Origin of the sequence: Plantibacter lichenum (genome assembly GCF_050587525.1) — a bacterium.
Lineage (GTDB): Bacteria > Actinomycetota > Actinomycetes > Actinomycetales > Microbacteriaceae > Plantibacter.
In genome coordinates this window covers 93,304-106,909 of sequence record NZ_JBOBFT010000002.1, presented here as the reverse complement: position 1 = coordinate 106,909, position 13,606 = coordinate 93,304, and the positions used below count along the sequence as shown (strand labels likewise).

The 13,606-nt window shown below is 68.1% G+C and carries 10 protein-coding genes; 7 read left to right on the top strand and 3 right to left on the bottom strand.

Annotated elements, in window-relative coordinates; translation table 11 throughout:
* The first annotated feature begins 2 nt into the window (after nucleotides 1-2).
* The 7 genes from ACQ3HB_RS03925 to pip all read left to right on the top strand — a co-directional run bounded on the left by ACQ3HB_RS03925 (nucleotide 3) and on the right by pip (nucleotide 10,785).
* Entirely contained in the window at nucleotides 3-1,931 is a 1,929-nt protein-coding gene (locus ACQ3HB_RS03925) for a cytochrome c biogenesis protein DipZ (protein ID WP_430917939.1), read from the top strand.
* A gap of 222 nt (nucleotides 1,932-2,153) precedes the next feature.
* On the top strand, nucleotides 2,154-2,933 hold the full coding sequence (locus ACQ3HB_RS03920; protein WP_430917938.1) for a nucleoside/nucleotide kinase family protein: 780 nt from the start codon (nucleotides 2,154-2,156) through the stop codon (nucleotides 2,931-2,933).
* Between the two features lie 199 nt (nucleotides 2,934-3,132).
* On the top strand, nucleotides 3,133-5,178 hold the full coding sequence (gene recQ / locus ACQ3HB_RS03915; protein ID WP_430917937.1) for a DNA helicase RecQ: 2,046 nt from the start codon (nucleotides 3,133-3,135) through the stop codon (nucleotides 5,176-5,178).
* A gap of 362 nt (nucleotides 5,179-5,540) precedes the next feature.
* Nucleotides 5,541-6,359, top strand: coding sequence for a phosphatase PAP2 family protein (locus tag ACQ3HB_RS03910; protein WP_430917935.1), 819 nt, complete (start codon nucleotides 5,541-5,543; stop codon nucleotides 6,357-6,359).
* 148 nt (nucleotides 6,360-6,507) lie between these two features.
* Nucleotides 6,508-8,583 carry an acyl-CoA dehydrogenase family protein gene (locus ACQ3HB_RS03905; protein ID WP_430917933.1) on the top strand — a complete coding sequence of 692 codons (2,076 nt, stop codon included), beginning with the start codon at nucleotides 6,508-6,510 and terminating at the stop codon, nucleotides 8,581-8,583.
* A gap of 106 nt (nucleotides 8,584-8,689) precedes the next feature.
* Nucleotides 8,690-9,577: a KPN_02809 family neutral zinc metallopeptidase gene (ypfJ, locus tag ACQ3HB_RS03900; protein WP_430917931.1), complete on the top strand. Its 888-nt coding sequence runs from the start codon at nucleotides 8,690-8,692 to the stop codon at nucleotides 9,575-9,577.
* Nucleotides 9,578-9,825: 248 nt separating this feature from the next.
* Nucleotides 9,826-10,785, top strand: a complete 960-nt coding sequence (gene pip, locus ACQ3HB_RS03895; protein ID WP_430917929.1) for a prolyl aminopeptidase — start codon at nucleotides 9,826-9,828, stop codon at nucleotides 10,783-10,785.
* 129 nt (nucleotides 10,786-10,914) lie between these two features.
* Here pip and ACQ3HB_RS03890 read toward each other — a convergent pair whose 3' ends face one another.
* From ACQ3HB_RS03890 to ACQ3HB_RS03880, 3 genes are all read right to left on the bottom strand, one after another.
* A complete protein-coding gene (locus tag ACQ3HB_RS03890; RefSeq protein WP_430917927.1) occupies nucleotides 10,915-11,379 on the bottom strand; it encodes an FAD synthase family protein in 465 nt (154 codons plus the stop codon).
* A gap of 175 nt (nucleotides 11,380-11,554) precedes the next feature.
* A complete protein-coding gene (locus ACQ3HB_RS03885) occupies nucleotides 11,555-12,499 on the bottom strand; it encodes a glycosyltransferase family 2 protein (protein WP_430917926.1) in 945 nt (314 codons plus the stop codon).
* Entirely contained in the window at nucleotides 12,496-13,545 is a 1,050-nt protein-coding gene (locus ACQ3HB_RS03880) for a glycosyltransferase (protein WP_430917924.1), read from the bottom strand. Before ACQ3HB_RS03880 ends, ACQ3HB_RS03885 begins: the two co-directional genes overlap by 4 nt.
* Nucleotides 13,546-13,606: the final 61 nt, after the last annotated feature.

Here is a 13,606-nt window from a genome sequence, read left to right as displayed (position 1 = left end):
CAGTGCTCACCCTCGCCATCATCGGGTTCCTGGGGGGACTCATCACGGGCATCTCGCCGTGCATCCTCCCCGTGCTCCCGGTCATCTTCTTCTCGGGAGGCGCCCAGAGCGCCCGGGGGGACAAGACCAACCTGTCCAAGCGCGCACAGCGGAAGGCGGACCGGAACGGCGCTGCAGCCGCCGACGTGTCGACAGCTGCTGGGACCGCGACATCGGTCGATGCGGGTGTCACGGCCGCAGCCGGCGGAGGCACCGCGACCGCGGTCGCCACCAAGCCGGACGCCGACGCCGCGACGACCGCGACAGCCGGAGCCGGAGTCGGCACAGCAGCCGAAGCCGAACCGCAGCTCGCCTCGCGCTGGCGCCCCTACCTCGTGATCCTCGGCCTCGTCGTGAGCTTCAGCCTCTTCACGCTCGTCGGGTCGCTCCTCCTCGCCCTCCTCGGCCTGCCTCAGGACGTGCTCCGCTACGCGGGCATCATCGTCCTGCTGCTCATCGGTGCCGGCCTCATCTTCCCCGCGTTCGAGCACATCCTCGAGAAGCCCTTCTCCTGGATCCCGCAGCGCAACGTCGGGACCGAGGGCAGCGGCTTCCTCCTCGGTATCGGCCTCGGCGCCGTCTACGTGCCGTGCGCCGGTCCGGTGCTCGCCGCCATCACGGTCGCCGGTTCCACGGGCCGCATCGGTCCGGAGACGATCGTCCTCACCGTCACGTTCGCACTCGGTGCAGCGATCCCGCTCCTCATCTTCGCTCTCGCCGGCCGTCGCGTCGCCGAGCGCGTCCGCACCTTCCGCAAGCACCAGCGCGGCATCCGCATGACGGGTGGCATCCTCATGGTCGCTCTCGCCATCGGACTCGTCTTCAACCTCCCCGCTGCGCTCCAGCGTCTCCTGCCCGACTACACGGCCGGCATCCAGGACCAGTTCAACTCCTCCGAGGAGGTCACGAAGGCGCTCGATCTCGGCGGTCTCGTGAACGACGAGAACAAGGACCTCAGCAAGTGCACTAACGGCGCGGCCGAGTTGCAGAGCTGTGGCACGGCGCCGAGCATCAAGGGCATCACCGAGTGGTTCAACACCCCCGGCAACGAGGCGATCGACCTCAAGTCCCTCAAGGGCAAGGTCGTCCTCGTCGACTTCTGGGCGTACTCCTGCATCAACTGCCAGCGGTCGCTGCCCCACATCACCGCTTGGTACGACACCTACAAGAAGGCCGGCCTCGAGGTCATCGGCGTCCACTCTCCGGAGTACGCGTTCGAGAAGGAGCCGGCGAACGTCAAGGCCGGCGCTGAGGGCTTCGGCATCACGTACCCGGTCGCGATCGACAACTCGCTCGCCACATGGACCAACTACCGGAACCGCTACTGGCCTGCGCACTACCTGATCGATGCCGAGGGCACCGTTCGTCAGGTGAAGTTCGGTGAGGGCGGCTACGCGACGACCGAGAAGCTCATCCGTGAACTCCTGAACGACGCGAAGCCGGGCGAGAACCTGCCGGCCGCGACGGAGATCGCCGACGACACCCCCACCGCCGGGACCACGACCCCGGAGACCTACCTGGGCACGACGAAGGTCGTCAACTTCGCCGGCACGGAGAAGTACTCGGCCGCGACGAAGGACTTCTCCTTCCCGAAGGGCCAGGCGAAGGACTCGTTCTCCCTCGACGGCGCCTGGGATCTGCAGACGCAGTTCGTGACGCCGACCGATGACTCCGCGAAGCTCCGTCTCGCCTACACCGGCAATGAGGTCCGCATGGTCCTCGCCGGCACGGGCACGGTGAACTACACGATCGACGGCAAGGCGCAGAAGCCCATCAAGGTGGACGGAACGCCGAACTCCTACGAGCTGCTGAAGACGAAGACGAGTGGTTCCGGGACCATCGAGGTCACGCTGCCGAAGGGTCTGCAGGCCTACTCGTTCACCTTCGGGTAATCGCGGGAGCTCGGAGCCCGGGGGTGGCACATCGCTCCCGGCTCCGCCTCGTCCACCGTCATAACTCCTTCGATTTCGAAGCCGATGCCGAATCGGTCCCGTCGTTCCGGGCCCGGTGAACTGACACGGTTCGAAATGAAGGAGTTATGACGGTGCGGTGTGTGGGTGCGGAGGGGAACCGCGGGCAGGCCAGCCGCGACCGTCGCATGGCAAGCTGGTGAGATGACCGAACTGACCGTCGCTGAGCTGGTGGCCCGTGTCGCAGGACTCGCGAAGGAGCGCGTCGGGCGTGACGCCGACGGCCGTGTCATCGTCGGGATCGTCGGGGCGCCGGGTTCCGGCAAGTCGACGCTCGCGGAACTGCTCGTCGCAGCTCTCCGCGAGTCCATCGGATCGGACGATGCGGTCGCGCTCGTCCCCATGGACGGCTTCCACTACGCGCAGGTCCAGCTCGACGCGCTCGGGCGGAGCGCCAGGAAAGGCGCCCCGGACACCTTCGACGCGGCTGGGTTCACGGCGCTGCTGCAGCGGATCCGCGATGGGTTCGCGCCGGGTGAGGGGCGGGTCGTGGGGCTCGCCGGCGACGGAACCGCTGGCAGTGCGGGCGACGCGCATGCCGGTCGCGATGCTGCGGACGGGCTCGATCCCGATGCCGTGCCAGACGTGTACGCCCCGCGCTTCGAGCGGTCGATCGAGGAGCCGATCGCCGGAGCGGTGCGGATCGCCGCGGAGGCGCGCGTCGTGATCGTGGAGGGGAATTACCTCCTCCTGGAGCGGGACGGGTGGGGCGATGCCGCGGCCCTGCTCGACGAGGCGTGGTTCCTGCGCGTGCCGCAGGACGTGCGCATCCCGCGACTGGTCGCGAGGCACATGCTCTTCGGGCGGTCGCAGGCCGATGCGGAAGCGTGGGCGGCCGAGGTCGACGAACCGAACGCCCGGGTGATCGAGGCCAGCGCGGTCCGGGCCGACCTCGTGGTGGATCTCGTCGAACGACTCGTCTGAGTCCGTCGAACGACCCGTCTGAGGGCGTCGTCCGATGGCATCGTTGCTCGCCGGCTCCACCCGCCGGCTCCACTCGCCGGCTCCACTCACCGTGCTCGGCTCCGATTGAGGCTCCTCCACAGGCGCGCGCCCATCGGATGCCGTCCACAGGGGCAGTCGGCGGTCCCGCCCTGTCAGCCGCGGCGGCTACGATCGACGGATGAGTTGGAGCGCCGAACCGCAGTGGATCCCGAGCGACGAGGACGCCCCGTTCGACGATGCGCCGCCCTACGACGACATCCCGTACGACGACGTCCCGCCGGACTTCGCCGAGCCGTCGTTCCCCGACGGTGCGTTCGCGCCACGGGTGGGCAGCGGCTCAGCGACCCGCTCCGGAACCTCGGCGCCTCCTCCGCCAGTGCGGGCGGCGGGACAGAAGTTCGCGACCGCCGCCGAAGCGCTGCACACGGTCTTCGGCTACGACTCCTTCCGTGGCGAGCAGCAGCAGATCATCGAGCAGCTCGCGAGCGGCGGCGACGCCGTCGTCCTCATGCCCACCGGCGCCGGCAAGAGCCTCTGCTACCAGATCCCGGCACTCCTCCGGGAGGGCACGGGCATCGTGGTCTCGCCGCTCATCGCACTCATGCAGGACCAGGTCGACGCCCTGCTCGCCGTCGGCGTCCGCGCGGCCTTCCTCAACTCCACGCAGGACCCGGCCGAGCGCGCCCGCGTGGAGCAGGCCTACCTCGCAGGAGATCTCGACCTCCTCTACGTCGCGCCCGAGCGACTCAGCGGCGAGGCCACCCGTCGCTTCCTCGAACGAGGCACGATCGCCCTCTTCGCCATCGATGAAGCCCACTGCGTGTCGCAGTGGGGCCACGACTTCCGGCCCGACTACCTGCAGTTGGGCGAGCTCGCCGAACGCTGGCCGGACGTGCCCCGCATCGCCCTCACCGCCACGGCGACCGATGCCACGCATCGCGAGATCACGCAGCGACTCCATCTCGACGACGCCAAGCACTTCGTCTCGAGCTTCGACCGCCCGAACATCCAGTATCGGATCGTCGCCAAGAACGAGGTCCGCAAGCAGCTCGTCGCGTTCATCAAGGAGCAGCCGGCCGGCACCGCCGGCATCGTCTACGCCCTGAGTCGTAAGACCGTCGAGCAGACGGCGCAGCTCCTCCGTGACAACGGGATCGACGCCGTCCCGTACCACGCAGGCCTCGACGCCCGAGTCCGTGCATCGGCCCAGTCACGGTTCCTCCGCGAGGACGGCGTGGTCGTCGTCGCCACGATCGCGTTCGGCATGGGCATCGACAAGCCCGACGTCCGGTTCGTCGCCCACATCGACCTCCCCAAGAGCGTCGAGGGCTACTACCAGGAGACCGGGCGCGCGGGTCGCGACGGTGAGCCGTCGGTCGCGTGGCTCGCGTACGGTCTGCAGGACGTCGTGCAGCAGCGCCGCATGATCGCGGAGTCGCCGGGTGACCTCGCCCACCAGCGGAACCTCAGCGCCCACCTCGATGCGATGCTCGCGCTCTGCGAGACCGTCGACTGCCGACGGATCAACCTGCTCCGTTACTTCGGTCAGGCGTCGGAGCGGTGCGGCAACTGCGACACGTGCCTCGAACCGCCCGTCACCTGGGACGGCACGATCCCGGCGCAGAAGCTGCTCTCCACGATCGTCCGGCTCAAGCGCGAACGGAACCAGGCGTTCGGCGCTGGGCAGATCATCGACATCCTCCGCGGCAAGCGCACCGATCGCGTTGCGCAGCAGAAGCACGACTCCCTCGCCACCTTCGGGATCGGTGAGGACCTGAGCGATCAGGAATGGCGCGGTGTGGTCCGACAGCTCCTCGCCCGCGACCTCCTCGCGACGCAGGGGGAGTACGGCACGCTCGCGCTCACCGAGGCGAGCACGGAGGTGTTGAGCGGTGCTCGGCCGGTCGCGATGCGTCGCGAACCGGAGCGCGCTGCGCGGTCGTCGTCGCGGTCGTCCCGTTCGGGCGGTTCGTCGGCGAACGCCGCGCTCGAGCCGGCCGCAGCCGAACTGTTCGAGAGTCTGCGGGCCTGGCGCGCGGCCACGGCGAAGGAGCTCGGCGCACCCGCCTACATCGTCTTCGGCGATGCCACACTGCGCGAGGTCGCCACGGCCAAGCCGTCATCGCTCGCGGAACTCGACGGCATCACGGGCATCGGCGCCAAGAAACTCGAGGCCTACGGTGAGGCCCTCATCGAGACCGTCGCGGCGCACCTCGCACGCTGAGCTCTTCGGGCCAGTCACCGAGCGTATTCGACCCGGTCGTTGAGGTCCCTCAGTCCGGTCGCTGAGCTTATCGAAGTGCTCCGAGTTCGCCGGCAGCCGCTGATCCCACCGCGCATAACTCCTTCGATTCGCACTGAGTGCGATCCGCGACCCCCGGAAACATGCGGAACTTCCCGAGGCGGCGTCAGAATCGAAGGAGTTGCGCTCGCCGAGGGGACGGGGACGCAGAGGGAGGGCGCGACGGCCGGGCGACGGATTACCCAGCGTGTGCGGTGTATCACGATCTGAGCACAAAGCTACCAAGCGGTCGGTTTTGGTGGAATGCTGCCGGAGGGCGATGAGGCCCGTCGGAAAGGACAGTCATGACAGTGTCGTCAGGATCGGATGCTCAGGCGCCCGTCGCATCATCCACCCACCAGCGACGAGCAGGGGGAAGTGCCGCGGACGGAAGCGCTCGAAGTCGCCCTCTGCTCGTCGCCGGTATCTTCACGCTCGCCGTGTTCGCGATGCTCGCGGTCGTCGTCTCGCTCGACGTCGCGGCCCCCGTGTTCCAGCCGATCGACGCGTGGTGGCATGAGCTCGTCGCCGGCCCTCGTCCCGAGGCTCCGCTGTTCCTTGCGCAGGCGCTCAACGTGTTCGGCGGTCCGATGGGACTGCCCGTCCACCTCGCGATCCTCGCCGCCCTGCTCGTGCTCCGCCGCCGGTGGAGCGCGCTCTTCTTCGTGTCAGTGTTCCTGGGGTCATCGCTCGTCTCCCAAATCGTGAAGAACCTCGTGGACCGTCCGCGCCCGCTCGACCCGATGATCATCGTCGATCACGGTTCATTCCCGTCCGGCCATGTCATCACTGCGGCGGCCGTCGCCGTGGCGCTGCTCCCGATCATCGGCGTGAGACTTCGGAAGGTCACGGTCGTCTTCGGCGTCCTCCTCGTCGCATCGATGATCTGGAGCCGCACGTTCTTCAGCGCGCACTGGTTGAGCGACACGATCGCGGGCGCACTCGCCGGGGCCGGAACCGCCCTCGTGCTCTGGTGGGCGTTCACCCCGTTGCTCGCTGCGGACGAACGGCGGCGCGTCGTTCGACGTGATGGACGTCGGGCGGCGGCGCGCGCGGTCCGCTCCGGGGGCGATGAGCGCGTCGCCCACCTGGTCGATCACCGGGACGGCCCGGCGCAAAGCTGAGCGTTCACTCAAACGGATGTGGGGTAAGTCCAACGGCCGGTCAACACGTCCGACCGAGCTTTGTCCGATGTCCACAGTCCGATTCCCTGTTTCCTGTGACAGTCCTACCATGAGGGTGGATTTCATTGGCGAAAGGCAGGATGCACAGATGGTCGATACGGCGGTCAGGACGAGCGCTCCAGTGGCAGCAGGAGTCGAAGTGGCGCCTTCGGACGCGCGCATCGACGTGGAGTCGCTCGCACGGCAACTCCTCGGAACGTGGCCGGAAGCGCGTCTCGCTTCGCGCGAGCTCGCCGCGAAGCCGGAGATGCAGCGCATCGAGGGCCAGTCGATGGACGATCACCGCGATCGCGTCTTCCACCAGCTGAAGCTCCTCGTGGAGAACGGCCAGGTGCACCGTGCCTTCCCGAAACGGCTCGGCGGCGCGGACGACCATGGCGGCAACATCGCCGGGTTCGAAGAGCTCGTCCTCGCCGACCCGTCGCTGCAGATCAAGTCGGGCGTGCAGTGGGGCCTGTTCGGCGCCGCGATCCTGCACCTCGGCACGGCGCCCCACCACGACGCGTTCCTGCCGGGCGCCATGAACCTCGACATCCCCGGTGCGTTCGCGATGACGGAGACCGGTCACGGTTCCGATGTCGCATCCATCGCGACGACGGCGACGTACGACCCGGAGACCCAGGAGTTCGTCATCAACACGCCGTTCCGCGCGGCGTGGAAGGACTACCTCGGCAACGCGGCCGTGCACGGCAAGGCGGCGACGCTCTTCGCCCAGCTCATCACGAACGGCGTGAACCACGGTGTGCACTGCTTCTACGTGCCGATCCGTGACGACGACGGCGCGTTCCTGCCCGGCATCGGCGGAGAGGACGACGGACTCAAGGGCGGCTTGAACGGCATCGACAACGGTCGTCTGCACTTCACCGACGTCCGCATCCCACGCACGAACCTCCTCAATCGCTACGGCGACGTCGCCGAGGACGGTACGTACTCCTCGCCCATCTCGAGTCCCGGTCGTCGTTTCTTCACGATGCTCGGCACGCTCGTCCAGGGGCGGGTGTCGCTCGACGGGGCGTCCACGGCGGCATCGGCGGTCGGTCTCCAGATCGCGATCACCTACGGTTCGCAGCGTCGGCAGTTCAACGCGGCGAGCGACACCGAGGAAGAGGTCATCCTCGACTACCAGCGCCACCAGCGCCGACTCCTCCCGCGCCTCGCGACGACGTACGCGCAATTCTTCGCCCACGACCGGCTGCTCGTGAAGTTCGACGAGGTGTTCAGCGGCAAGGCGCATTCCGATGACGACCGTCAGGACCTCGAGACGCTCGCCGCCGCGCTCAAGCCGCTGTCGACGTGGCACGCGCTCGACACCTTGCAGGAAGCGCGCGAAGCGTGCGGCGGGGCAGGCTTCCTCGCCGAGAACCGCTTGACCGGCCTGCGCGCGGACCTCGATGTCTACGCGACGTTCGAGGGCGACAACAACGTCCTCCTGCAGCTCGTCGCGAAGCGGCTGCTCACCGACTACAGTCGCAAGTTCGCGAAGGCGGATGCCGGTGCGATGGCGCGCTACGTGGTGGAGCAGGCGACTGACCGCGCAGTGCACGGCAGCGGACTCCGCAGCCTCGCGCAGACGGTCAAGGACTTCGGATCGACGGCTCGATCGGTGAGCCAGTTGCGCGAGACCAACGTGCAGCGTGAGCTCCTGACCGAGCGCGTCGAGACGATGATCGCGGAGGTCGCGGGCAAGCTGCGGGGTGCGAACAAGCTCTCGAAGCAGGCGGCCGCTGATCTGTTCAACGCGCACCAGAACGAACTCATCGAGGCCGCGCGCGCCCACGCCGAGCTGCTGCAGTGGGAGGCGTTCACCGAGGGCCTCGAGCACGTCGAGGACGCCGGCACCAAGCAGGTGCTCATCTGGCTGCACGACCTGTTCGGACTGTCGCTCATCGAGAAGCACCTCGCCTGGTACCTCATCAACGGGCGTCTCTCGCCGCAGCGCGGGCAGGCCGTCAGCGCGTACGTCGATCGGCTCATCGCCCGTCTGCGTCCGCACGCGCTGGACCTCGTCGAGGCCTTCGGCTACTCGGAAGCGCACCTGCGCGCGCCGATCGCGTCCGGTGCCGAAGCCGAGCGACAGCAGGAGGCGGCGGACTACTTCGCGGCCCTCCGCGCCTCCGGCACCGCCCCGGTCGACGAGAAGACGCTCCAGAAGAAGTCGCGCTAGCCTCGGATTCCAGCCCGCGAGGGGTCGCAAATGGCGGGTCCTAGCGGCTCGCACCCGCCATTTGCGACCCCTCGCGGGCTGAAGGACGGGGCGATAGGGTGCGAGGGTGACGTTCAACGACAACGCCGACATCAGCGGCAACAAGGTCAAGCGCCGAGGGCGGACGACGGGCATCGCCGTAGGCGGCGGAGCCGTCGGGCTCATCGCGATCGCCCTGATCTCGCAACTGCTCGGCGTCGATCTGACCGGTATCCTCGGCGGCGGCAACAGCACGCAGCAGATCGGCGAGGAGACCAACCTCTCCGACACATGCAAGACCGGAGCCGATGCCAACGCGAACGTCGACTGCCTCATGGGTGGCGCCTACGAGTCGCTCGACACGTACTGGGCGGGCGAGCTCCCCGCACTCGGCGGCACGTACACCGCGCCGTCGGACTTCATCATCTTCGAGGGCCAGACGAACACCGCGTGCGGTGCGGCATCGAGCGCGACAGGTCCGTTCTACTGCCCGCCCGACGCGACGATCTACATCGACACGAGCTTCTACGACGAGCTTCGCAACCGCTTCGGCTCGTCCGGCGGTCCGCTCGCCGAACTGTACGTCGTCGCCCACGAGTGGGGCCACCACATCCAGCAGATCAGCGGGATCATGGACAAGGCGAACCGCCAGGGGACAGGGCCGGCGTCGGATTCCGTCCGCATTGAGGTGCAAGCAGACTGCTTCGCCGGCGCGTGGGTCGCCGCGGCATCCGACACGACCGATCCCAAGGGCGTGCGGTTCCTGAAGCCCGTGACCGATGCGCAGATCCGCGATGCGTTGAGCGCGGCGGCGGCCGTTGGCGACGATCGCATCCAACAGGCGTCCGGCGGACAGGTGAACCCGGAATCGTGGACCCATGGGTCGAGCGAGCAACGGCAGAAGTGGTTCATGGCCGGGTACAACGGCGGACCGGGATCGTGCGACACCTTCTCGGTTCCGGCGTCGCAGTTCTGAGCAGTGGGCGTTCTGCCCTTCGACAGGCTCAGGGACCGGAGCGAGGCTCAGGGACCGGAGCGAGGCTCAGGGACCGGTGCGAGACTCAGGGACCGGTGCGAGGCTCAGGGACCGGGCGCTTCGACGGGCCCAGGGACCGAGGACGGCGGGTCGGTGCGGGTCGTTGTCCCCAAAAGGTTGCGTGACACGTCAAGCTTGACGTGCACCGAGTCGGCGGATCCTCGCCGACGTGGAGAGGAAGAGCACTGATGGCTGAGCTGTACCCCGAGACCGAACCGTACGAGACCGGCATGCTCGACGTTGGCGACGGCCAGTCGATCTACTGGGAGGCCTCCGGCAACCCGGACGGCAAGCCGGTCGTGTTCCTCCACGGCGGTCCAGGAGGCGCCACGAGCCCCGTCCACCGCCGCCTGTTCAACCCGAAGCGGTACCGCATCGTCCTCCTCGACCAGCGCGGCTGCGGCAAGAGCACGCCGCACGCCAGCGCCCCGGACGCCGACCTCAGCACGAACACGACCTGGCACCTCGTCGCCGACATCGAGGCGCTCCGCAAATCGCTCGGCATCAAGCGGTGGATGGTGTTCGGCGGCTCGTGGGGGAGCACCCTCGCACTCGCGTACGCCGAGAAGCACCCGAAGCGGGTGACCGAACTCGTCCTGCGCGGCATCTTCACCCTGCGCGACGCCGAGCTCGACTGGTTCTACGAAGGCGGCGCCTCAGCGCTGTTCCCCGACCTGTGGGAGGGCTACCTCGCGCCGATCCCGGTGGCCGAGCGCCGTCGTCTGATCGAGGCGTACCACCGTCGCCTGTTCGACGTCGATCCCGCGGTCCACGAACCGGCCGCGCTCGCGTGGTCGACGTGGGAGTCCTCGACGATCACGCTCCTGCCGCAGCCGGAGACGGTCGCGAGGTTCACGGATCCGCAGTTCGCGGTCGCGTTCGCCCGCATCGAGAACCACTTCTTCACGAACAAGGGCTGGTTCGAGCCCGAGCAGCTGATCCGCGATGCCGGCAGGCTCGCCGACATCCCCGGTGTCATCGTGCAGGGCCGGTACGACGTGTGCACGCCGGCGTTCACCGCGTGGGACCTGCACAAGGCGTGGCCGGAAGCGGAACTGAACATCATCCCGGACGCGGGTCACGCCTTTGACGAACCAGGGATCCTGTCGGCGCTCATCGAGGCGACAGACCGCTTCGCGAAGCGGTAGCGAGCGTCGGTCGGGAGCCGGGGCACTTCGACAGGCTCAGTGACCGGGGGCGCGGTGAGCGAGTGATGCTCGACCACCGGATGCACTTCGGCAGGCTCAGGGACCGAGCGATGCTCGGTGAGCGGAGCGTCAGGCCTGCGCGGCCACCTCGTACTCGCGCTGCTCCTCGAGCAGGACGAGTGCACGCCGGAGCGACGTGCTCGACGTGCTCATCGTGTACGGGAAGTAGACGACCTCGACGCCGACCTTCGCGAACTCGGCTTCAAGTCGGTTCCCCTCCGGGGTGCCGCGCCAGTCGTCGCCCTTGAAGAAGATGTCGAAGCGGAGCGCTTCCCACGCCTGGAGCTTGTCGTCCCACGTCTCCTCGACGGCTTCGTCGACGAAGCCGATGTGGCGGACGATCTCGAGCCGCTCCGACAGCGGGATGACCGGCTGGATGCGCTTGCGCGTGCGGAGCAGTTCATCGGAGACGACGCCGGCGATGAGGTAGTCGCAGGCGCTCTTCGCGTGCTTCAGGATGTTGAGGTGGCCGACGTGGAAGAGGTCGAAGGCTCCTGCGGCGTATCCGACGCGGCCCGTGGGCCGTGAGGCCACGCTGAGTTCGCTTCGTGCATCCATCGGTCATCGCCCCGTTTCATCGCCTCATGGAGGGTGGTTCGGCGCATCCGTGAGCCACCTGCGAGCATAGGAGCGGGCAGGGCGCTGGAAGCAGTCCACTTTCGAGGGGCACCCATGAGGGGGACGACGCTTCACCGCTCGTGAAAACGGCTCAGTCGGTGGGGCGCGCGTACTCCCGGACGACGCCGCCGAACGCTGCGAGGAGCATGCCCCGTCCGCGTCGTTCCGTGCGCAGGCCACGCGCCTGGTGCCGATGCGATCGCGTGACGACACCGATGAGCCACCGGCACCGCCCGGCCACTGCGCGCGTCATGCCCGCGACCGCGCCGCGCACACGTGCGACCACACGTTCGCGTCGAGTCGTAGCGAGTGCCAGTTGCACGACGACCGACGTGTTCCCGTGACTCCGCGCGCGGTCCAGCACCCATGTGCGCGTGACTCGCGATGCGGGCACCAGGTCGAGGGCGTTGGACTCCTCGCACCAGACGATCCGGCCTCCGGCGCGGACGAGACGGTGGCTGAACAGAGTGTCCTCGCCCGCACTCAAACCGATCCCTTCGTCGAAGCGAACGCCCAACGTCCGGACTTGACTGAGATCGAGGAGGAGGTTTCCGGCCGCGGCGACGGTGATCTGCGTGCCGCTCGGCATCCGGCGACGCTTGAAGAACTCGCCCGCCGCGACCCACGGCTCCGGTTCCGTTTCGAACACGGAGGTGACCCGGCCCATGACGGCGGCCGCGCCGGTGTCAGCCCACACTCGAAGCAGCGCCGCGAGCCAGTCGGGTTCGGGGCGCTCGTCGTCGTCGATGAACACGAGGACGTCAGCCTGAGCTGCTTCGTCGAGCACTCGGTTGCGCGCCGCGGCGATGCCGGGTTTCGCCTCGACCGCATAGTGCACCCGTGCATCCGGCCACGCCTCGACGACGCTTCGTGCCGAGGCCGCTGGATCGTTGTCCACAACGATGACGAACGGCTCGACGTCGAATGACGGATCCGCCGTGACGTGGTCGAGGTGTTCGAGGATGAGCGGAATGGTCTCGGCGATCTGCTCGGGCCTGCGGAAGGTGAGTACCCCGATGGCAAGGCTCGTCGTCATCGTCGATCTCCTTCAGCGAAGCGGTCGCCGTCGCCGCGGAGGATCGCCCGCGCCCGGCGGAATGCGGCGACGTGGGCCGCTCCCATCACGTCCCAGTCCCGCCCGCTGAGGTCGGGAAGGGGGCGGGCAGGATCGGAGCGAACCGCGTCGAGGGCACGAATCAGGTCGGAGGCGTCGAGATCACCGGTGAATCCGTGCACCCATCCGTCACCGACTTCGGCGGCGAGAGCACGGTTGACGTCGTTGTCCGGCGCGAGCACCGGGCGGCCGAGCGACAGCGCCGTGAGGATGCCGCCCGAGTTGTGCATGAACCGGTACGGGAGGACGACGAGTTCGGATGCCGTGGCGAGGGCGACGAGTTCCGACGGCTCCAGGAAGTCGAACGTGAAACCGATCCGGCCGTCCCCGTCGCCGAGGCCACGGATGGTCTCGGCGAGTTCGGTGCTCGACGGGCGCCCACCGACGCGCAGACTGTACGATTCGCCGGTGCGGGGGAGCGCGGTGAACGCCTCGACGAGCTGCTCCACGCCCTTGTACCGACGCACCATGCCGAAGTAGCCGAACCTTCCGTCGATGACTGCCTCACGCGGGAACCGCGCGTACCAGTCGCGGTAATGGCCGTGCGGGATCAGTACCGACTCGGCCCCCTGCGGCACAGGTGTCGATTCGTTGAGCGTGATGACGAGCGTGGTCCTGCGTTCGAACCAAGTGAGCAGCCAACGTTCTCGACGTGAGATGCCAGAGGGGAGGCCGATGTTGTGCAGCGTGCGGATGATCGGTGTCCGCGTGATCGTCAGTCGAAGGAGGAACAGGACGAAGCACAGCTGACGAGCGAATTTCTTGAGGGGTGTGTGGCCGTCCACCAGGATCTCCGGCCAATGCGCGTGGAACGCGTCGTACCGCCCGATCAGCGCCGTGCGCCACGAGAAATCGAGCAACGTCACTCCGGGGACGGCGCGGATCGCGTCGAGCAGCATGATGTTGTACGGGTTCGTCGTCGGGCGCGGCTTCGGCACCGATTGGAGGATCGTGAAGCCGTGTGCCACAGCGGGGTCCTTGTCGTCGAGCGGTCGGGAGCGGCATCGCGCCGGGCCCGTTCGGGTTGGG